We start from the raw sequence: 19,902 nt of genomic DNA, 5'->3' as shown, positions 1-19,902 counted from the left end.
TCGGGGAAAGATCCGTTTTCGAAGACGATCCCTAAAAGAGGCCCTTGTAGCCCTGCCAGCCGGTGGCGATGCGCGTGCGCGCCCCGAACGATCCCTTGGCGTCGCCGTTGTTGCGCCACACGTTCCCCGCGCTGTCCCGCGAGACCAGGTCGGCCTTCCCGTCGCCGGTGATGTCGCCGACGCCGACGATCACGTTGTAGGAGCCGCCCCAGTTGGAGAAGACCTTCGTCCGGGCGCCGAACGTGCCGTTGTCGGTGCCGTAGTACCGGTACAGGTTGTTCGCCGTGTCCTGCGCCAGCAGGTCGCCGATGCCGTCGCCGTTCAGGTCCCCGGCCCCGACGATCTTCTTGTACGCCTTCCAGTTGTCGTAGAGCTTCACCCGCGCCGACAGCTTGCCCGTGCTCGTCCCCTTGTAGAGGTACACGGCCCCGGTCGAGGAGTTCCGCGCGATCAGGTCCGGGAGCCCGTCCTTGGTCACATCACCGGGCGCGGTCAGCACGTCGTACTGGTTCCAGCCGGACGTGCCCAGCGAGGTGTACGGCGTCGACGACTTCAGCGCGGCACCGCACCCCGGTCGGTAGGCGCGCAGGGCGCCGCTGCTCAGCCGCACCAGAACGTCGTTGCACCGGTCCCCGCTGACGTCCCCGAACGGCACCGCCCTGACCGAGGTCGCCCAGCCGCCGCCGCTCACCTTCTCCGAGAAGGTGCCCGTGCCCGTACCTTGCTGGAACGTGAGCGCGCCGGAGGAGTTGAGGGTGAGCAGGTCACCGATGCCGTCCCGGCCCGCGTGATCTCGCCGCACGGGAGCGGCGAGAGTCCCGGCCGGCATCAGATGGATGCGCTCGCCGGCGTCCACGAAAGCCAGGCGGCCGCTGTCAGGGTCCAGGGTCCAGCGGACACGTCGGTCCGAGGTACTGCCCTCGGGCATGAGATTCTTGGTCGCCGGCAGATCCGCCAGGTCAGAGGTGACCGCCTGCCCGGAGCGGACGTCGGTGCGCACCAGCTTGCCGCGCTCGTTGTCATGGCGGACCAGGAACCCGTCGGCCAGCAGCGCGTCCCCCACGGGCACGGCCACCGACCGTCCGCGGGAGCGGTCGAACACGCCGGCCTTCTTCTGCGCGGCGCACGCCCAGTAGACGAAGCGGCCGTTGACCTGCAGCTCGCTGGGCACGCATGCCGAGCCGACGTTGACGTCGACCGCAGCGGCGGTCGAGCCGAGGCGGCTCATCGACAGGTGCCCGGCGGTGGAGGTCGTGGTCCACAGCTGTCCGTCCCACAGGGCGGCGGCCACGGCGGTGCGGGTCGAGACGACCTTGGACTGCGTCCAGTCGACGAGGAACTGCTTCTTGTTCGGGCCGCCCGAGAGCAGCGCGTACCGTCCCTCCGCGGCGCTCACCTCACCGTAGAAGCCGTCAACCGTCAGCGTCTGAACCTCACCGGCGGGTGTACGGCGGTGTATCAGCTGGGAGTTGTCCAGGTCGTTGTAGACGACAGATCCGTCGCCCGCGCCGAACAGCCGCACACAGCTGTTCACGAAGATGCACGGCTTGACCCCTCCGCCGGCCTGGCGGACCGGCCCCACCTGGGGGACCGCGTCGGCCGACACGATGCGTGTGTTGAACATGACGTCGTAGGACGGGGGCGCGGTCTGGTCGGTCCAGGCAAGGGTGCCGCCCACCAGCGAGAGTCCGTCGACGGGCGCGGGAACCGGCGGCAGGTCCATCAGCTCATCGGCCACGATCTGTCCGTCCGGCGTCTCGGAGATGCGGTGCATGCCCCAGTGCGCCTTGTCGGGACCGCCCACCACGACAGCCGATCCGTCGGCCGACGCGTGGATCCACCCGTCCATCTGCGGGAGCAGGGTGCGCCATTCGCCCGCGTCGGTCAGGGGCCGGGTGAGTATGGCACGGGTCTCGTCGCCGTAGGTGGCCACCACGACGTCGTCACCGACGACCGTGAAGTCGGTCTTTCCCACGGTGCCCTGGAAGGGAACGGTGATCACCGGTCCGTCCAGTGCGTCGCGGCGCAGCAGCCGCGCGCCGGCTCCCGGATACCACCAGCCGACGTAGCCCTCGTTCAGGACGGGCAGCCGGGCCGAGTTGGTGTTGTAGGGGGTGAACAGCTTGGTCCAGGTCCCGTCGCGGACGTCGACGAGGACGAGCTGGTAGAGGAAGACCTGGGGGTCCTCGGTCGGCACGCGGTAGCGAAGCAGCAGCGATCGGTCGTCCTTCCCGCTCAACGCGAGGAGCTTCGCGTCGGCGGGCCAGCCGGTCACCTTCGTGTCCTCGGTTCCGCCCCCGGCCGCCTGCTTCAGCAGGTGCAGTTCGCGTACGTTGGTCGAGCCACCCAGGTAAGCGACCACGACACCCGCGCCGGCCGTCCCCGCATAGGTCAGACCGGTCGGGACGGTCACCGAGCCGCGGTCCTCGGCGGAGCCCATCGCGCGGAACCGCACGACGCGCCGGCCCTCGGCGTCGGTCGACAGGGTGTAGGTGGTGTCCGACTGGGCGAGCGCGTTGGGCTGCTGAGTGCCGGCGAACTCGGTCACCGCCCGGGTCTTGCGCGTCGCGTAGTCGGTCCAGAGCCAGCCGCTGGATCCCTCGGGATTCGACAGCACACCCGTGTCTCCGAAGCCGATGAACACCGGGTTGCGCGTGGCGCGCCGGTCCGCGGCGGGGAGCACGACCTCGCCCGCCGCCGCGACCTGGTCAGCCCCGACGGCCACCGCCATCCCTGTCGGCACGGCGGCCGGAGCACCCGCGGCGAGGGCAACGCTCACTGCCAGGGCCGCACCCCCTCTGCCGAACAGACGGCGTCGCACGACCTTGTTGACCCCCACGGAACACCCCGGCCCCTCGCCCTGGCAGCTGTGACCGGACAGGTCCGCCAGTCTGTGAATGAAATGTGCATGCCCTGAGCGGGCGACGGGAGCCTATCAGTGCATACCAGCGGGGTCCCTGGGACTTCCGGGGCAGCGGAAGGGGCCCACACGACCGAAGTCGTTCGGGCCCTCGCTCAGCTACACGAGGATGGCAAGCATGAATAACCCCTGCCATAGAAAGGCTCGGACGTCAGGCCACAGCCGGGCACGGATGGGTGTACGCACCCGGCCCTGCTGCGCCGATCGCCGACACCGACCAGCTCGCCGTGCGCCACCTCGCGGCACGTCACGCCGCAGGGATCTTCCTCTGAACGGGGACCTGACAGGAAGACTGGTCATCTCTGCCAGGGAAGCTCCTCAACCGATGCAATGTCACCTGCGGCAAGCAGGCCGAAGAGCCGGAGAATCTCCTCGTGGGCGACTTCGCGCGACTGGCGCCGGGCCGCCGAATCGTCGTCCGGGTTCTCCCAGACCAACAGGCCGCCTTGGAACGCGCTGAGGCACCACCCACTTTCATGGGTCAGGGATACGTCCGGGTGTTCGTCATCGGCCTCCGCCAGACCGTCGAGCACTCGCCTCATCGTCTCCGGATCAGGCTCGTCGACCGTGCGGCCCATGACGTCGTACATGAAGTAGCTCATGGGCCAATGCTCCCGGTCCTACGTGCCTCATACGCCTTTCGCCGCTCGGCGCCCGAGCTAACCGCCCGGCCGCCTCAGCGGCAGGAGAATGCCCAGGTGAGCGGCGTGGTTCGAGGACCGTTTCGACACTGGAAGGTCGCATAGGTTCGCTACGTGGGTGCAGTCGATGAATTTGGGCGGCGATAGGAGTCTGATGCAGGACACCCGATCTCTGGAGGCTGCCCTATGGCTGAACCACACGTTTCGGAAACTCGGAAAGCTCTGGAACGGGCGATCCACGTCGAGCGGTTGGCGCTCGCTCAAGACCTCGCCGAGCTCAGCGAGGAACAATGGGCGAAAGCATCACTGTGTGAACGCTGGACCGTGGAGGAGGTCGTAGCCCATCTGACGGCAGGTGCCAGCACGAGGATGTGGCGCTGGCTGCTGAGCATGCTGGCCGCGCGGTTCGACCCCGATCTGCACAACGACCGACGGCTCGCAAAGCACCGTGGTGCCACACCTGAAGAGACCTTGCGGCGATTTCGCGAAGTTGTCGCCGGGCCCGCCGGGCCGACAGGACATACTGCGGCCTGGCTGGGCGAAATAGTCGTCCACAGCGAGGACATCCGCCGGCCGTTGGGTCTTGTGCGGACACCCCCGGTGGCCACGACGACCGCCGTGGCCCGGTTCTTCGCCAGCCGCGATTTCACCGTCGCAAGCAACACTGCAATCGCGGGCTTGCGGGTCGAGGCCACAGACGGACCGTTCACCACCGGCTCGGGGGACCTGCTCCGGGGGCCGACCCTCTCGCTGGTAATGGGGATGGCAGGCCGCGCAGCGGCCTGCGAGGACCTTGAGGGGGACGGTGCGGCAGTCCTGCGTGCCCGACTGCGCTCAGGTTAAAGAACAAGCTAAGGGGCTCCGACCTGGTCGGAGCACTGAGGGGCTGCCGAGGGCAGCCGCCAGCGGGGACCGGCCATTCGCCCGTTATCCGGCGTGCAGCCGGACTGGCAGGCGCCCTACGGCACAAACTCCCGGGAGCCGGCGGGGCCCCCGTGCCCGACTCACGCCAAGATCCTTGCGGCGGTGAGCCTGCGATCGCCGGGGCCCGGCCTCGCAGGCGCCGGCAGAGCGGTGCCGTCCCACAGCTCTGCCCGACTCGGCCCCCCCTAGTGAGGAGGGCCTGTGAGCGTTCAGTCCCTGCCGTTGAGTCCCTTGTAAAAATGCAGGTCACGGCGTTGGGTGATGGCGTTCAGGGACCCAAGGGACTCTAGTTGGGAGTTATGAACGAGTCCTGTGTGCGTGTACGCGCGGGCGTATCTGTTGAGGTGCATATACGTGGGTGGCCCATAATTGGAGTTCTCAGTCCCTACAGTCCCTCTTGGGTGCCGCACCCCACTCCTGAGCTGCGAAAATGTTCAGGGACTCAAAGCAGGGTTCAGGCCCTCGCCCCCCGGCTCAGGCCCTGCCCGGAGGGCAACGGGTGTGAAAACAGGCTGCTGGCGGATCGGCGACGTGAGCCCAGGTGGGGGGGGGGGGGCTCGCTCGCCGGTCGTGGCTGATCGAGTCCCTGAGCCGTCCCCCTCTCCAGGGCTACTGATAGATGAATTACGGTCTCTCCAGACACTCTCATTGCGTGCATTACGGACATGGATGACCCACCCTGGTCTCTCTTCAGAGACTCAAGGGACCGTAGGGACCCGAAAACAGATACGGCGCCACGCGGGGGAGCTGCGTCCACTCCTCGGCCGGGGGTTCTACACTCTTCCGAAAGCCAGTCCCTACAGTCCCTTTGGTCCCTCACGCCCAGCACGAGGCCTGCGCACGACTGGGCCTGTCAGGGACCGAAGGACAAGACCCTCGCCGAAGGACAGACGCGTGCCCGGCCCCGACGTGACGAGAGCGCCCGCCGCTACTGCGCGGACCGCCACATCCCACGCCGTGGCCCGCTGGTGTGCCGAACAAGGATGGCCGGTCCACCCCCTTGCCACCGGACGCAAGACACCCGTCGCCAACTGCCCGGCCTGCAAGGACAAGCACCACTCTCCCGCGGGATGCGTATGTATCCCAGCCGGCCGCCCATGCCACGGATTCCACGCCGCAACGACCAACACGACACGGATCGACGCCTGGTGGTCCGATCACCCTTCCTGGGGCGTCGGCGTTGCCTGTGGCGGAGCCGACCTGATCGTCATCGACATCGACGCGCACTCCGCTCCGGTCCCGGACCGCAGCAGGCTCCTGCCCGGCATCGCCATCCACGACTCCGTGAACCTGCACGGCCTGGCCTCCGGCTTCGACACCCTGGCCCTCCTGGCAGCACTGCGCGGCCAGCCCACCCCGGCGGAGGACGACAGCACGCTGCGCGTGCGTACCCCCTCCGGCGGTCTGCACGTGTGGTACCGAAACCTCCACCCCGCCATCCGCTTCCGCTGCTCGACCGGGTCCAGCACGAAGACCGCGCTGGCCTGGCAGGTCGATGTCCGGGCCGACGGCGGCTACATCGTCGCCCCCACCACCCGCACCACACACGGCACCTACCAGCGGGAAGGACCGTCCCACCTGCCTGCGCCGCTGCCCGGATGGCTCGGCGAGGAACTCGTACGGACCGGACACACGATCCGACAGCCGGCGCCCTCCTCCCGGCCCGCGATCCCGCGCAGCCGCCGGCCCCGGACCCCGGTGCGCGCGCACCGCGTCCTGGACCCCCTGCTGCTGGAGGTCGCCGAGTGCGCGGCAACGCCCGAGGGCGCCGCCTTTACCGAGAAGCTCAACAAAGCCGCCTACACGGCCGGGGGACTGGCGGCCGCCGGACACCTCGACGAACACGCCGCGCGCGCCCTGCTGCGCGAGGCCGCCGAGACCGCACGTCCCTGGCAGAGTGCCCGCAACGAACGCATCATCGAAGACGCCCTCGCTGCCGGGTCCGCCCGCCCGCTCCACCTCGAAGGACGTTCATGAGCAGCGCCGAGACGCCGCGCTTCGACGCCACCGCCGCTGCCCAGCAGATGCTGGACCTTGAACAGGCAGAGCATCAGCAGCCAGCCCTGCCCGCCCAGGCCCACACCTCCCCGCTCGCCACACCGTCCCGGGCGCTGCCGGCCCCGCTGCCCGGAACACTTACCGACCGCGGCAACGCCAAGCTGTTCGTCAAGCTCTACCGCGACCAATTCCGCCACGTCGAAGGTTTGGGCTGGTTCTCCTGGGACGGCTACCGCTGGAAGCGCACCGGCGGCGAGAAGGCCGCCCTGTGGGCCGCCGGCGAGATGGCCGAGGACATGCCCGACACCGACCCCCGCGGCCTGTTCAGCGACCGCGAACTCCACCACCACAAGAAGCGCACCCTGTCGACCACTGGCATGAAGGCCCTCCTCACCCAGGCCAAGGCCTCTCCCGACCTGTCCGTCGACCCCGACACCCTCGACGGCGACCCCTACGCCCTGTGCACCCCAGTCGGCGTCGTTGACCTGAACACCGGACTGCTGCGCAAGCCCGACCCCACCCGCGACTTCCACTCCCGCGCCACCAGCGTCGCCCCCCAGCAGACCGAAACCCCGCGCTGGCACCGCTTCCTGCATGACACCTTCGGCGACGACGCCGAAGGCCAGGAAATGATCGACTTCCTGCACCTGCTGCTCGGCTACTCCATCACCGGAGACGTCGGCGCCCAGGTCCTGCCCTTCCTCCACGGCCACGGCAAGAACGGCAAGAGCGTCCTGCTGGACGTCATGATCCAGATCCTGGGGGACTACGCCGACGCCGCCCCGCCCGGCTTCCTCATGGACCGCGGCGCCTTCTCCGAGCACTCCACGGAACTCACCGAACTCCACGGCCGCCGACTGATCGTCTGCAGCGAGCTCAAGCCCAACGACAAGTTCGACGAAGCGAGAGTCAAACTCCTGACCGGCGGAGAGAAGATCAAAGCCCGCAGGATGCGCCAGGACTACTTCTCCTTCAGCCCCACCCACCACCTGTGGCTGCTGGGCAACCACCGCCCCGAAGTGAGCAACGGAGGCTTCGCGTTCTGGCGCCGCATCCGCCTACTGCCCTTCGAGCGGACCGTCCCCGACCACCGCAAGATCGACAACCTGGCGCTCGAACTCGTCCGCGACGAAGGCCCCGGCATCCTGCAATGGCTCATCGAGGGCGCCCGCCGCTACCTCACCACCCGCGACAACCTCGAAGGCCCCGACCGCGTCCGCATCGCCACCAGCGCATACGCGAACACCGAAGACCACATCGGCCGCTTCCTCACCGAATGCTGCACCCGCGACATCGACGCCCAGCCCGACCTGCGCGTCGAACAGGGCCTGCTGTACACCGCCTACGCCTCCTGGTGCAGCACCGGCGAAGGCATCCGCCCCGCCGGCACCCGCGCTTTCGCCACCCGCGTCAGGCAGGAAGTAGGCCTCGCCTCACCCACCGACATGATCAAATCCAACGGCCGCAAGTACTACCCCGGCCTCGCCCTGCTGGACACCCCGTCATGAACCAACTCCCGCGCCCCTCCGACGAACTGCCGCACACCGGCCCCGGCCCGCGGCAGGACCAGCCCCTACCCGCCCTCATCCGCCCGACTTACCATGGAGTCGTAGGCCCACGTCCAGCAGCGGGCGGCTCACCACACCACGAGGCGGGCCGCAACCGGGCCCCGCAGACAAAGGAGGGGCTGCAGCCATGAGCTCGCTACTGACCGAGGGCGATCTCACCCACGAAGAAGACATCGTGTGGCTGGAAGACCCCGAACACCTCGACTACGTCCGCCAAGCCCTCGACAAGACCCGCCGCCGCAACACCAAACCCCCCTACGCGCGCGACGGCCGCATGGTCGGCTACGCCCTTCTCGACGGCCAGGCCGAACCCGACCCCGACAGCGGCCTGTACAAGCGCCGCGTCTTCTTCCTCCTCCCGCACGACCGCGACAGCCTGCCCGGCGGCCTGTACCGCGAAGGCGCCCCCGGCGAAGCCGTCGACCCACGTACCATCGAGGTGAAGAAGGTGGGCGAGAAGACCCCGCGCTCCCAGAGCGGCCCGGCGGCCATAACAGGCTCCCGCTCCTGACAACCCGCGGACGTTTACACGCCTTACCTATGGCCAAGCCCTTCGAAGGCACCCCACTGACCTGGCCGTGGTTCACGGCTGGCGCGTCTGTGTGTGCTCGGAGATCAAGCCCGGCGACAAGTTTGACGGAATTCGGGTCAAGCTGCTGACCGGCGGCGACCGCATCAAGGGCCGCCGCATACGCCGGGCTCCTTCAGCTTCGACCCCACTCACCACTCTGGCTGCTCGCCCGCTGATTCGGCGGCCTTGCTGCGCTTGTCCGTGGTCCGATCCCAGAAGGGCGGAGTCCCTTACGACCTGGCCATGTGGATGCAGCCAGAGGCGACGGGGAGGCCCTGAACCATCACGCTGGTGGAGCAGGGGCCCCGCACGCTGGCACCGCACCCGGCGTCCCAGATCGCGCTGCTCACGCTACCGGGGCCCGCACGGCACCTCGCAAGCCCGAGCAGTTGCCGACCCCCACTGCGTCGCTGAATGCGGGCTTGGGTCAGCGCAGCGATGACGCTCGGCCTTCTGCCATCCCAGGACGCCCGCAGTAGACCACCTCCTGCGCTGACCACATGCTCGAAGACGAGATCTACCGGCGGTAGAATCGGCTCTATGAGCAAGCCGACGAGCATCAAAACCAGTGAGGAAGTGCGCGACCGGCTGCGCATCCTCGCGGAGGAGCGCGGCACCACGATCACGGAGCTGCTGGCGGACCTCGCTACCCGCGAGCTCACGGCGGCTGAGCGGGAGCAGCGGGCTTTCGAGGCTGCCCGTGAGCTCGGCATCGAGTACACCGAGCAGGTCCAGCAGGCCGGCCAGGACGCCTGGGCGAAAATCCGCGCCCATCAGGGCGGCGCCGCCGCATGAATGTGACGGCCATCCTGGACCACACCGCTCTGACCGCTCTATTTCACGCGGATCCCTTCTTCACGGGCCTCTACATCGAGGCTTCCCGCGGCACTGGCAGGGTCGTCATCCCGTCACTGTCCATGCTGGCCGCCGAACGGCAGGTAACCGGTGCGGGCAAGCATGCGGCGTCCCTGCGGTTTGCGGAGAACATGTCGTTCACCCCAGCGCACGCGGTGCACGCAATGGACTGGACAAACGTCGACTGGTCGGTGGCCCACGCAGCGGCAGTCGCATGGCAGGCGGTGAAGGCGGGGGAACCCCTCACAGTCCTGTCGCTAGAACCCGAACTGTATGCAGACACCGGCATCACTCCACTGAATCCCACCTGACCTTCGGCCTGGCGGATCAGCGGCGCCAGCCGCAGACGCTTGTCAGGCTGCTGGACAGGGAACGCGACGGCGACGCACGGCGAACCCCGGCGGAGCGCCTTGCGCTCTCCACCTGTCAGCCGGAAGACGTCTGGCAGATGCTTTTCGCCGAGGCATCGACCGGCGGCGCGTACAACAACGGCGAGTACGGCGCTTACGGTCGACTGGCCGCCTGGCGTTCCCTCGCCGCCTTGTACAGCCACGCAGTACCCCGCCCCACCGACCGCTACCGGTATCCCCGACCCTGACCTGACGCCGCATCTGCGGCCTGGCCTGCCTGGCACACGACCTGGGCACGGCATAGGCCCGTACGCCCCGCGACAACTATGGGGCGTACGGGCCTTCTTGCGTTTCAAAGCGGCGGCCACCGCAAGGCAACCACTGACCGGTCCCCGCGAACTGTGCGCAGCCCTGGCCTTCTGCAGGCCCGCAGGCCAAACTCCGCCTGGGCTCCCGCGATGCGCATCGACCGTCCAGCCTTGCTGTAGGCACCGCGGGTCAGGGAGTACGGGATGCCCCCAGGTATCTGGGACCGGACAACCACGCTGCAGCTATTACGCCGTAATAGGTCAGGCGACACTCTGACGCTCCGACAGGTTCGGCTAACTAACGTGCCGATGAAGAAAACGATCACGAACGTTAGTCAGGTGTCACGCATGAGTTCGCCAGCCATGCCCAGCGACCGCGAGAAGATCGTCTCCAAACTGCCGGGATGGCTCCGGCAGAACCTCAAAATCAGAGCCGCCCAGCACAGCATCGAGATCCAGACTGCCGTCGAACAGGGCATAAGCAAGCGATCACCGTCATGAACCGCGACGCCTACGTCGCAGCCAACCCCGCACGCGAAGCCGACCTTGAAGCCGACACCACCCACGTCGTCATCGACGGCAGCAGCCGTCTCGCCGCCGCCCGCGAAGCACAACTGACCACCATCAAGATCATGGTCAGCGACGATCAGGGCACTACATCCGAGGAACTCCTCGAGTCCGCCCTCGTCGCCAACATCCACCGACAGGATCTCGAAGAACTCGACGAAGCACGAGCGCTCCAACGGCTCCTGGCCATCCACGGCAGCCAGACCGCCCTGGCCAAGCGACTCCAGCGCTCCCAAGGCTGGGTGTCGCAACGCCTCGCCCTGCTCAATCTCACACCCGACCTCCAGGCCCGCATCGGTGAGGAACCCGTCGACCTGCTGCGCGCCGTCGGCAACAAACCGGCTGCGGAACAGAAGGCGGCCCTTGAAGAACTCAAGACGAAGCGAGCCCGCCAGGAAGCCGAGAAGCGGGAGCGCAGCGGCAGGAAGCAGGCGAACAAGGGTGCCCCTCCAACGGCGGACGCACCTCCCGTCCATTACGGCGTAAGAGACGGACCGGATGGTACGGCCGGCTCCGAGCAGCGCGACGATCACACAGCGGCTGAAGCGGCGGTCCCCGAACCGCGCGGCAGCCAGGAACCCGTCGAAGCCGAACCCGCGGGGGAGCGGCAGCTCCCGAAGCTGCCGTACGACGATCCGGTGCACATCGCCATGCACTTGAAGGTGAAGATGAACAAGCCGACCTTCCTGGAGCTCTTCCGCCTGCTCGCTGCTATGGCGCACGAGCTTGACTCGGCACAGTTCGAGGAGACCTTGCGTCGATACACCGACGGGTCGATGTCAAAAGCAAGCTGACTCGGCCCTTTGAGCCCGGTCTTGTCCTTCCTCCAGCAAGACCGGGCCCACACTGCGGCCGTAAGACGACGCTGCCCGGATACGCCTCCACCCTCGGCCAGCTGACCGATACCTACGACGGCACCCCTCATTCGAGGAGATGCTCGACACCGAAGGGCCCCGCCACGTCCTCGCCATCGCCATCGGACGCGTCACGGCCTGAGGCACCAAGAGGCGCCCTGTTCCGGCACATCACCCGCGGCGGCACCATTCGCCCGCGGGCCGGGCCGCGCGGCGACTTCCTCAGCCCCGACGCGATCGGCGACATCGTCAAGATCCGCGCTCGGCTCGACGGCGCACGGCCTGCGCCGGGGACCGGCGCGGGAGATCTCCGAAGCGGGAGGGGATCCGACCGCGCAGGGCCGGTGGAAGCCCGGTTCTCCCACGGGCCGCCCAAGCACTACATCGAGCCCGCCCGGGCCAGACGGACAACCTGCTGCACGCCGCCCGGGGCCGGGGCGCGCGGCCCGGCCTTCTCGGCTGCATCAGCGGACTGCGTTTCATCCGCATCGAAGCCTTCGACACCGATGCGGCGGTCACGGCCACCGAACTGCTGAGTTTCGGACACTCGTGGGCCGCCATCCACGCCGCCCGGCCCTCCAGCCCCTTTCCCGCCGGGCGGTTCCTCCTCACCCTGACGCCCAAGGCATACGCGGGGACCGGCGTCCAGGCCGTCCACCCCGGCCAGTAGGCCGTCGGACAGGGGCCGGGGCCGGGACGTCCCGAAAAGGCCTGTGTCCTCCTCCCCGCGGTCGAGACTCGCTCCGGAATCCCTGGAGCCTTCTTCTCGTACGGCGCCCTGGTCCGCGACTGGCGGACAGCGACCGGACGGGCTTTGGGTCGCTGTCCGGTCACCGGGGTAAAACGGCTGGTCAGATACGTTGCCGAGAAAATGACAGCGACTGAAGCGACTCGTGATCCGGTATATGAGGGCATAAGCGTGTGCGTGTGCGCCTCATATACGGGGACCTTGAGTCGCTTCAGTCGCTGTCCCGTCGCTCGCAACCGCTCTGGCCTGCCGTTCTCCTGAAGAAGCGAGGCAGCTGCCCGAGGGTCCCTTAGTCGCTCGGCGGGTGCCGTTACGGTCGCTGGGCGTCCGTGGGGTGGCTGGATATTTGTTCTAGTACGAGGCTCTCAGGGCCCGTCGGCTTCGCTAGGCTGTCTCCGTTGCTCAGTCGCTTCAGTCGCTCACGGGGGGTTTGCGTATGGCCGCTGAGCTGGGGCACTCACGTAGCCGTACACGGCGAGGAGCCCCCACCAGAGTGTCGCCGGCCATCGCTCGCTGGTGTGCCGGACGTGGCTGGCCGGTGCACCCGCTCGCCCCGGGACGCAAGATTCCCGCAGGCAATTGCGCGGCGTGCCGCAGGCCCGGGCACGTCCGCCGGGACTGCGCGTGTCTGACCGCCGGTCGCTTGTGTCACGGGTTCCACGCGGCCACCGTGGACGTGGCGCGCATTGAGCGATGGTGGGGTGACCGGCCGCGTCCGGGCGTCGGTGGCGCCTGCGGTCCCGCGGGCCTGGTGATCCTCGACATCGACGCGCACGCGCGCTGGCTTCCCCACCGGGACCGTCTGTTGCCGGGCGTCGGGATCGCCGCCGACGTCGACCTGACCGGGCCGGCCGACGGGTTCCACACGCTGGGGGTGCTGGCCGCGCTGCGCGGCTTCCCCAGCCCCGCGGACGACGACACGACGCTGCGGGTGCGGACTCCCTCGGGAGGCCTGCACGTGTGGTACCGGTGCCGTTCCGGGCAGCGCTGGCAGTGTTCCACCGGCTCCGGGGCCCGGGCCCCGGCCCGGCAGGTCGACGTACGGGCGCACGCCGGGTACATCGTGCCCCCCGGCACGGTGGCCGGGGCGGGGGCGTACGAACCGGTGGGCTCCGTGCGTGAGCCGGCGCCGCTGCCTGCCCGGCTCGGCCGGGAGCTGGAGCGGACCGGGCATCTGCAGGGGACGGGGACGGCCGGGCCCCGCCCGGTGCCGCCGCGGGCCCGGCAGGCGGTGTCGGCGGCGCGCGGCGGGGCCGGCCGCGTTCTGACCGCGGTGCTCGCGGAGGTGGCCGCCTGCGCGGCCGTGGCGGAGGGCGCGGCGTTCTCCGAGAAGCTCAACCGTGCCGCGTACACGGCGGGTGGGCTCGTTGCAGCCGGGCAGCTGGACGCGGGTGAGGCCGAGCGGGTGCTGCGGGAGACGGCCGAGTACGCCCGCCCGGGTCAGCGGCGGCGCTGTGCGGCCGTCATCCGCTGCGGTCTGGCCGCCGGCGGGCGACGCCCTCTGTTTCCGGGAGGCCACGCATGACGTCACAGGACGCGCTGTTCGACCCCCACCGGGCCGCCGCGCAGATTCTGCGGGCCGACCCCCACGGAGTCGCCGCGCAGATTCTGCGGGCCCAGCCACGCCGGAGCCCCTGGCAGGGTGAGGGCGAGCAGCGGGACCAGCGGGGGAAGGACGGCGTCACGGCCGACGGACTGCTCCCGGACACGCTCAGCGACCGCGGCAATGCCAAGCTGTTCGTCAGGCTCTATGCCGACGACTACCGGTACGTCCCCGGCCTAGGCTGGTTCCGGTGGGACAGCACGCGCTGGCACAGCGACGAGAACGACACCGTCCTGTGGGCCGCGGGCGACCTGGCGGAGTCCATCGCCACCACCGACCCGAGGGGCGTCCACAGCGCGGACGCGCTCCGGCAGCACCGGCGCCGGTCACTGAGCACCAGCGGGATGAACGCGATGCTCCTCCAGGCCAAGTCCGCGCCGGGCATGGTGCTCAATGCGGCGCTCCTGGACGCGGACCCCTATGCGCTGTGCACGCCCGCCGGCATCGTCGACCTGCGCACCGGTCTGATCCGCGCGGCCGAGCCGGCCAAGGACTTCCACTCCCGTTCCACCACCGCGGTCCCGGAGCCGGTGCCCACACCTCGTTGGGACCGGTTCCTCACCGACACCTTCGGTGACGGATCCGAGGGCGCGGAGATGATCCACTTCCTGCACCTGCTGCTGGGCTACTCCATCACCGGCGATGTCGGCGCGCAGGTCATGCCGTTCCTGTTCGGGTCCGGCAAGAACGGCAAGTCGGTGCTGCTGGACGTCCTGGTGAGGCTCCTCGGTGACTACGCCGACGCCGCGCCCCCCGGCTTCCTCATGGCCCGCCCGTACGAGGGGCACCCCACCGACCTCGCCGAACTGCACGGCCGCCGCGTCCTCGTGTGCAGCGAGGTCAAGCCCGGCGACCGCTTCGACGAGGCCCGTGTCAAGCTGCTCACCGGAGGCGACCGCATCAAGGCCCGCCGGATGCGGCAGGACTTCTTCAGCTTCACGCCGACGCACAAGCTGTGGCTGCTGGGCAACCACCGGCCCGAGGTGGGCACCGGCGGCTTCGCGTTCTGGCGCCGGATGCGGATCATCCCGTTCGAGCGCGTCGTCGCGGACAGCCACAAGATCGACAACCTGGCGGACATCCTCGTCACCGAGGAGGGGCCGGGCATCCTCAACTGGCTCATCACGGGCGCGGGCCGCTACCTGACCGGGGAGAAGGACCTCGCCGGGCCGGAGCGGGTGCGCATCGCCACGACCGCTTACGCGGAGACCGAGGACCACACCGGGCGATTCCTGAGCGAATCCTGCTGCCTCGAACCGTCCTTGAGGACGGAACAGGCCCAGCTCTACGCGGCCTACAAGGCATGGTGTCAGAATGAGGGAGTACCGGCCGTCTCGTCGCGGGCTTTCGCGGCGCGGGTACGGGAGCTGGTGGGACTGGCGTCCCCGAAGGGGATGATCCTGTCCAACCAGCGGAAGTACTACCCGGGCATCGGACTGGTTTCCGGCGAGGAGTCAGCATGAGCGCCCTCATCGCAGAGGACGAGATCATCCACGAGGTCGACTTCGTCTGGCTTGAGGACATAGCCGCGCTCGACTATGTCCGTCAGAGCCTGGACCGGCTGCCGACGCGGCGCGGCAGGCCGGCCTACCACCGCGACGGCCGCATGGTCGGCTACGCGCTGCTCGGTTCGCAGGCCAAACCCTCCCGTTCGTCGGGCACCTTCCGTCGGCGGGTGTTCTGGCTGCTCCCGCACGACCGCGACGCCGACCCGGACGGGCTGTACGCCACCGGGGCGCCCGCGGAGGCCGTGGACCCGCGCACACTGGCGCCGGGCAGCAAGGGCCGCAAGACGGAGCGCTCGGAGGGCGGGCCGCTGTCGTCGGTGACGCGGGGGCGGGGTCTCACCCTGCCGATGTGAGCTCGCCCCGGTGCCTGCGCAGGGGTGCTCCGTACGTCACAGGGCCGTGCCGCCCGACGCGTCGATGCACTGGCCCGTGACCCACCGGGAGTCGTCCGAGGCCAGGAAGGCCACGATGTCGGCGACGTCCCCGGGCCGCCCCATGCGGCCGAACACGGAGAGGGCGGCGTGGGCGGCCTCCGCCTCGGGCGTCGACCAGCGCCCCTTGTTCAGGTCGGTCTTGACGAAGCCCGGTGCCACGGAGTTCACCGTGATCTGCCGGGGCCCCAGCTCCTTGGCGAGCGTGCGGGTCAGGGCGTCGAGCGCACTCTTGGCCATGGAGTAGGCGAGGGAGGTCGGGAAGGCCACCCGGGTGGCGGCCGAGCCGATGTTGACGATCCGACCGCCCTCCCGCAGCCGTGGCAGGCCCTGTTGCACCAGGAACAGAGGTGCCTTGGCGTGCACGGCCATGAGCCGGTCGAAGTCCTCCGGCGTCACGTCGGCCACCCCGCCCCGGAGGTTGAACCCCGCGTTGTTGACCAGGATGTCCAGGCCCGGCGCCGCGCCCAGCTTCTCCAGACCGCGGTCGAACCGCTCGTACAGCGTCCGCACGTCGCCGGACACGCCGAGCGGGGCGTGCACGCGAACGGCGCGGCCACCCGCGCCGGTGATCAGGTCGACGGTTTCCCGGGCCGATGCCTCGTCGCTGCCGTAGTGCACGGCGACGAGCGCCCCGTCCGCGGCCAGCCGGCGGGCGATGGCCCGGCCGATGCCTCGTCCGGCCCCCGTGACCAGCGCTGTTCTGCCCTTCAGTGCGCTCATCGGTTCCCCGTTCCGTGGCGTGCGCTGACGGTCCGGGGACCATTGAACGCACCGCGTGTCCGGTCTATCGTCCTGGACGGCTCTCGGTGACGGCGGTGACCGGCGCAGAGCCGTCACGTCCCCTACCATCCGCCGCACGCAGTGCCCGTGCGGCTCGACGCCAGGCGGTTCTGATGGCTTTACGGTATCTGCGTCTGATCGCGGTGAACATCGACGGCGTGCTGCTGAACGACACCTTCAGCCCGGTCATTCACCGGTTCGTGGTGCGCCGGGGCCGGGCCTGGACCGTCGGGCTGGAGCGGGAGGTGCTGTCCCAGCCACAGCTGCGGGCCGCGGCGGCACTGGGCCTTCCGGAGCCGGCCGAGGACGTGGTGGAGGCGTACTTCCGGGAGCGGGCGGAGTACCTGGAGGACCACCCGGTGCGCATGCTGGACGGCGCCGGCGCGCTGCTGGAGCGGTTGCGCGCCACCGGCGCGCGCCTGGTGTGCTACGGAGGGCTCGGGCGCACCCACTTCGACCGCCACCTCGCCTCCTTCGCCGGGTACTTCGACGAGCCGCGGTACGTCTGCACCGACGCGATACGGCCCGGGATCCGTGAGATCGCCGAGGACGTCTTCGGGGTCCGCTGCGACCAGGCCCTGTTCATCGACGACGTGGCGCGTGTGGCCGAAGCCGCACGGCACCTGGGGGCGGCGTTCATCGGTCATCCGACCGCCTACGAGCACAGTTTCCAGCGGCAGTTGATGCACGAGGTCGGCGTGCGGCACCTGGTCGGATCGCTCGACGCGATCGACGGGCGGCTGCTGCGGACCGTCGACGCCGAGGCCGCCGAGGGCCGCCTGTGGCCGAGGGCCGCCGCAGACGCAGACGAAGGGGCCGCGCTGGAGGCTTGAGGGTGTGCCTGAGAAGGCGTCAGATCCGTGTGTCACCGCGGCTTTTCGCGGTGCGGAGCGCGAAGAAGGAAGGCGGTGAACGGAAGTGAAACACTGGTGTCGTGTTCCGTCGCGGCTTACGGTGCCTCCTATGCGGTTTCTTAACGAGCGGCCCGGTGCGCTCCTGCGCGGCGCGGGCCACTGACAGGGAGGTTCGGTGGCCCGACAGGAGCGAGCGGTCAGGACCCGCCGTGCGGTACTGGAGGCGGCCGCGGCCGTCTTCGCGGAGCACGGGTACGCGACCGCGACGGTCGCGGACATTCTCAGGATCGCCGGAGTGACCAAGGGCGCGCTCTACTTCCACTTCGACTCCAAGGAAGCCCTCGCCAAGGGCGTTCTGGAGGTCCAGACCGCCGAGTGGGTGTTCCCGCAGGAGATCAAGCTTCAGGAGGTCGTGGACATCGCCATGTCGGTGGCCCACCGGCTGAAGCACGATGTCCTCCTGCGCGCGGGTGCACGGCTCTCCGCGGACCCCGTGGGCCGCAAGCACTACGGCAGCGCGTGGCCGCTGTGGGTCGCCAGGCTGACGGACCTCATGGTCGAGGCCCACCGGCGCGGCGAGACACTGAGGCACGTGGCGCCGCGCGAGACCGCCGAGATGGTGGTCAGCGCGTTCAACGGAGTGCAGCTCTACGCTCAGCTCGAGACCAGTCTGCAGGATGTCGAGCAGCGGGTCTCGGTGCTGCTGCAGCACCTGCTGCCCTCCATCGCCTCACCGACGGTCCTGATGCGCCTCGACGCGGCCCCGGACCGGGGGGCGCGGCTGATGAGCCAGATGGTTCCGCTGGCCCCCGCGGTCTGACCCGCGCGGCGCCCGCCGGGCGGAACCGGGGCAGCCGCCGCACGCCGCCCGGCCCCCCGGCCTTCGACGGGAGCGACAGCCCGGAGCGGGTGCGGGATGCCGGCAGCGACCGAAGCGACCCGGCGCCGGGCACGGCAAGACGGTCAGTCGGGCGCCACGGTCAGGGTGGAGGTGAAGACCACGTGGCCCTCCTGACGACCGGTCACCGACACGCGCTCCCTGCCCTCCGCGTCGCGGGGCACGGAACACGCCTCGATCATGCACGGGGCGTCGAGTTCCGTGTAACGGGTGAACGCGTTGGCCATGCCGACCGGCAGGCACACCCGGCCCAGGAACGCGACCGCGGCCTGGCGGGCGGCCTCCATCAGGACCATGCCCGGTACGTGATCGACAGGGTGGTCGAACAGCACGGGGTGGCGGGTGTCCACCCGCAGCAGCCAGCGGTCCGGCGCCGGTGCGGGGGACAGGACGACGTCCGTGGGCGAGACGCGCCCGACGTCCTGCGGTGCCGAGGGGCTGGTCAGCGGAAGCGGCACGGGCACACCGTCACCGGTACGGGAGCCCCGCAGACGGCGGTAGACGGCCGGCGACGTGCAGTTGAAGGTGGCGGCGCCGGTCGCGGCCACCTGTCCGTCACGCCGGATCACCGCCTCCAGATGGAGCCCCGCGATGCTGTCGCCCCGGCGGTTGATGTCCATGCAGGCGATCTCGATCTCGGGAGCGGCCGGCGTCGCGCCGACGAGCAGGTGCTCGGGCCGGGCGTCGAACGAGAGGTCCCACATCAGGAACTGGTGGCCGAGCGGAACCCCGAACTCGGCGTGGGCCACCAGGAGTCCGGCCTGCCGGATCGTCTCGGCCACGAGCAGCGGGTCGTGGCAGCCCTCGACGGTGGTGAAGAATCCATGCAGCCGCGGCCACTGGGCGGTCACGGCGAAACGGCTGCCGTCCAGGCGTTCCCAGTCGGTGAGCAGCACCTCGGCGATGCCGACGCGGTGGACGAATTCCCTGGGGACGGTGGTGGTCAGGGACGGGTGGCACGAGCCGAAGGAGCGTCCCCGTTCACCACTGCCGTCACCCGGTGTCTTCTCGTCGGCTGTCGCGCGCCCGAAGCGGAACGTGCTGCCAGACATGTCTTTTCCCCCTGAGCTGCGTCGGCTTGACGGTCGAGCGACAGGCTCCGCAGCCAGCAAACATACTTACCGTACGGTCCAATTTCTAGGTATTCACCGGCTCGAGGGTCGTGCAGCGGACCGCTCGACTCCCTTCCGGCTGCCTTCCGGCTGCCTTCCGCACGCGCCTCGAGCGATCCCTCAGCGCTTTTCGAGTCCCCGCCCCGACCATGTCCAGGGACGTAGCGGAGGGGAAGGGCCGGATGGAGAGCCCAGACACCGTGCTTCGCGTGGAACGCGGCCGAGCCGGCCTGGACGAACTGGCCGCTCTGGCCGCGGTGCTTCTGATCCTGCGGGCACGCGGCCGGGCAGAGCCCGAAACCGCCGCCGTACCGCGGATGGAACTGGTGGGAGCAGGCGCGGGGATACGCGGCGCCCGGAAGCTGGCGGTGAGCCGAGCGCTGCCCGTGGGCCCTGCGGCGCAGCCCCG

The 19,902-nt window shown here is 69.5% G+C and carries 17 protein-coding genes and 2 pseudogenes; 15 read left to right on the top strand and 4 right to left on the bottom strand.

All coding sequences use genetic code 11. The features are described 5' to 3' along the window. Positions 1-31 precede the first annotated feature (31 nt). Both QF027_RS00330 and QF027_RS00325 read right to left on the bottom strand, forming a co-directional pair. Entirely contained in the window at positions 32-2,779 is a 2,748-nt protein-coding gene (locus QF027_RS00330) for an FG-GAP repeat domain-containing protein (RefSeq protein WP_307072030.1), read from the bottom strand. Between the two features lie 437 nt (positions 2,780-3,216). Further along, a complete protein-coding gene (locus QF027_RS00325) occupies positions 3,217-3,522 on the bottom strand; it encodes a hypothetical protein (RefSeq protein WP_306972003.1) in 306 nt (101 codons plus the stop codon). Between the two features lie 225 nt (positions 3,523-3,747). On the opposite strand from QF027_RS00325, the gene QF027_RS00320 reads away from it, so the two are divergent. From QF027_RS00320 to QF027_RS00270, 13 genes and pseudogenes are all read left to right on the top strand, one after another. Next, positions 3,748-4,404 carry a maleylpyruvate isomerase family mycothiol-dependent enzyme gene (locus tag QF027_RS00320; RefSeq protein WP_306972004.1) on the top strand — a complete coding sequence of 219 codons (657 nt, stop codon included), beginning with the start codon at positions 3,748-3,750 and terminating at the stop codon, positions 4,402-4,404. Between the two features lie 1,038 nt (positions 4,405-5,442). Continuing rightward, on the top strand, positions 5,443-6,462 hold the full coding sequence (locus QF027_RS00315) for a bifunctional DNA primase/polymerase (RefSeq protein WP_306972159.1): 1,020 nt from the start codon (positions 5,443-5,445) through the stop codon (positions 6,460-6,462). Then, positions 6,459-7,991, top strand: coding sequence for a DNA primase family protein (locus tag QF027_RS00310; RefSeq protein WP_307072029.1), 1,533 nt, complete (start codon positions 6,459-6,461; stop codon positions 7,989-7,991). The genes QF027_RS00315 and QF027_RS00310 overlap by 4 nt, the downstream gene beginning before the upstream one ends. A 187-nt stretch (positions 7,992-8,178) precedes the next feature. Beyond that, the gene (locus QF027_RS00305; RefSeq protein WP_306971812.1) at positions 8,179-8,562 is read left to right on the top strand and encodes a DUF6009 family protein; all 384 of its coding nucleotides are present in this window, start codon (positions 8,179-8,181) and stop codon (positions 8,560-8,562) included. Positions 8,563-8,591: 29 nt separating this feature from the next. Then, positions 8,592-8,775: pseudogene (locus tag QF027_RS49395) on the top strand (DNA primase); the annotation flags it as partial. Positions 8,776-9,162: 387 nt separating this feature from the next. Then, complete coding sequence (locus QF027_RS00300) at positions 9,163-9,417, top strand: hypothetical protein (RefSeq protein ID WP_306972006.1); 255 nt, start codon at positions 9,163-9,165, stop codon at positions 9,415-9,417. Then, a complete protein-coding gene (locus tag QF027_RS00295; RefSeq protein ID WP_307072028.1) occupies positions 9,414-9,788 on the top strand; it encodes a hypothetical protein in 375 nt (124 codons plus the stop codon). The genes QF027_RS00300 and QF027_RS00295 overlap by 4 nt, the downstream gene beginning before the upstream one ends. After that, on the top strand, positions 9,692-10,075 hold the full coding sequence (locus tag QF027_RS00290; protein ID WP_307072027.1) for a DUF6183 family protein: 384 nt from the start codon (positions 9,692-9,694) through the stop codon (positions 10,073-10,075). The genes QF027_RS00295 and QF027_RS00290 overlap by 97 nt, the downstream gene beginning before the upstream one ends. A gap of 408 nt (positions 10,076-10,483) precedes the next feature. Beyond that, positions 10,484-10,615 (top strand): annotated as a pseudogene (locus QF027_RS49390) (ParA family protein); the annotation flags it as partial. A gap of 17 nt (positions 10,616-10,632) precedes the next feature. Continuing rightward, positions 10,633-11,496 carry a ParB/RepB/Spo0J family partition protein gene (locus QF027_RS00285; protein ID WP_373432386.1) on the top strand — a complete coding sequence of 288 codons (864 nt, stop codon included), beginning with the start codon at positions 10,633-10,635 and terminating at the stop codon, positions 11,494-11,496. Between the two features lie 1,346 nt (positions 11,497-12,842). After that, on the top strand, positions 12,843-13,829 hold the full coding sequence (locus QF027_RS00280) for a bifunctional DNA primase/polymerase (protein WP_373432385.1): 987 nt from the start codon (positions 12,843-12,845) through the stop codon (positions 13,827-13,829). Next, a complete protein-coding gene (locus QF027_RS00275) occupies positions 13,826-15,370 on the top strand; it encodes a DNA primase family protein (RefSeq protein ID WP_307072025.1) in 1,545 nt (514 codons plus the stop codon). The genes QF027_RS00280 and QF027_RS00275 overlap by 4 nt, the downstream gene beginning before the upstream one ends. After that, positions 15,367-15,768: a DUF6009 family protein gene (locus QF027_RS00270; RefSeq protein ID WP_306972010.1), complete on the top strand. Its 402-nt coding sequence runs from the start codon at positions 15,367-15,369 to the stop codon at positions 15,766-15,768. The genes QF027_RS00275 and QF027_RS00270 overlap by 4 nt, the downstream gene beginning before the upstream one ends. A 36-nt stretch (positions 15,769-15,804) precedes the next feature. Here the strand turns inward: QF027_RS00270 and QF027_RS00265 are convergent, their stop codons facing one another. Beyond that, entirely contained in the window at positions 15,805-16,569 is a 765-nt protein-coding gene (locus QF027_RS00265; RefSeq protein ID WP_306972011.1) for an SDR family oxidoreductase, read from the bottom strand. A 173-nt stretch (positions 16,570-16,742) separates the two neighbouring features. Here QF027_RS00265 and QF027_RS00260 point away from each other — a divergent pair, with 173 nt between their 5' ends. Both QF027_RS00260 and QF027_RS00255 read left to right on the top strand, forming a co-directional pair. Beyond that, on the top strand, positions 16,743-17,462 hold the full coding sequence (locus tag QF027_RS00260; RefSeq protein ID WP_307072024.1) for an HAD family hydrolase: 720 nt from the start codon (positions 16,743-16,745) through the stop codon (positions 17,460-17,462). Positions 17,463-17,658: 196 nt separating this feature from the next. After that, the gene (locus QF027_RS00255) at positions 17,659-18,303 is read left to right on the top strand and encodes a ScbR family autoregulator-binding transcription factor (protein ID WP_306972013.1); all 645 of its coding nucleotides are present in this window, start codon (positions 17,659-17,661) and stop codon (positions 18,301-18,303) included. 143 nt (positions 18,304-18,446) lie between these two features. Here QF027_RS00255 and QF027_RS00250 read toward each other — a convergent pair whose 3' ends face one another. After that, positions 18,447-19,433: a ScbA/BarX family gamma-butyrolactone biosynthesis protein gene (locus QF027_RS00250; protein ID WP_307072023.1), complete on the bottom strand. Its 987-nt coding sequence runs from the start codon at positions 19,431-19,433 to the stop codon at positions 18,447-18,449. Positions 19,434-19,902 lie beyond the last annotated feature (469 nt).

Origin of the sequence: Streptomyces canus, from assembly GCF_030816965.1 — a bacterium.
Taxonomy (GTDB): Bacteria; Actinomycetota; Actinomycetes; order Streptomycetales; family Streptomycetaceae; genus Streptomyces; species Streptomyces canus_E.
This window is presented reverse-complemented; position numbering and strand designations above follow the sequence as displayed.

Coding starts and splice junctions, on each gene's coding strand:
- QF027_RS00325 (WP_306972003.1), bottom strand. CDS start 3,522: ATGAGCTACTTCATGTACGACGTCATGGGCCGCACGGTCGACGAGCCT.
- QF027_RS00320 (WP_306972004.1), top strand. CDS start 3,748: ATGGCTGAACCACACGTTTCGGAAACTCGGAAAGCTCTGGAACGGGCG.
- QF027_RS00310 (WP_307072029.1), top strand. CDS start 6,459: ATGAGCAGCGCCGAGACGCCGCGCTTCGACGCCACCGCCGCTGCCCAG.
- QF027_RS00305 (WP_306971812.1), top strand. CDS start 8,179: ATGAGCTCGCTACTGACCGAGGGCGATCTCACCCACGAAGAAGACATC.
- QF027_RS00300 (WP_306972006.1), top strand. CDS start 9,163: ATGAGCAAGCCGACGAGCATCAAAACCAGTGAGGAAGTGCGCGACCGG.
- QF027_RS00295 (WP_307072028.1), top strand. CDS start 9,414: ATGAATGTGACGGCCATCCTGGACCACACCGCTCTGACCGCTCTATTT.
- QF027_RS00290 (WP_307072027.1), top strand. CDS start 9,692: ATGGCAGGCGGTGAAGGCGGGGGAACCCCTCACAGTCCTGTCGCTAGA.
- QF027_RS00285 (WP_373432386.1), top strand. CDS start 10,633: ATGAACCGCGACGCCTACGTCGCAGCCAACCCCGCACGCGAAGCCGAC.
- QF027_RS00275 (WP_307072025.1), top strand. CDS start 13,826: ATGACGTCACAGGACGCGCTGTTCGACCCCCACCGGGCCGCCGCGCAG.
- QF027_RS00270 (WP_306972010.1), top strand. CDS start 15,367: ATGAGCGCCCTCATCGCAGAGGACGAGATCATCCACGAGGTCGACTTC.
- QF027_RS00265 (WP_306972011.1), bottom strand. CDS start 16,569: ATGAGCGCACTGAAGGGCAGAACAGCGCTGGTCACGGGGGCCGGACGA.
- QF027_RS00260 (WP_307072024.1), top strand. CDS start 16,743: ATGGCTTTACGGTATCTGCGTCTGATCGCGGTGAACATCGACGGCGTG.
- QF027_RS00250 (WP_307072023.1), bottom strand. CDS start 19,433: ATGTCTGGCAGCACGTTCCGCTTCGGGCGCGCGACAGCCGACGAGAAG.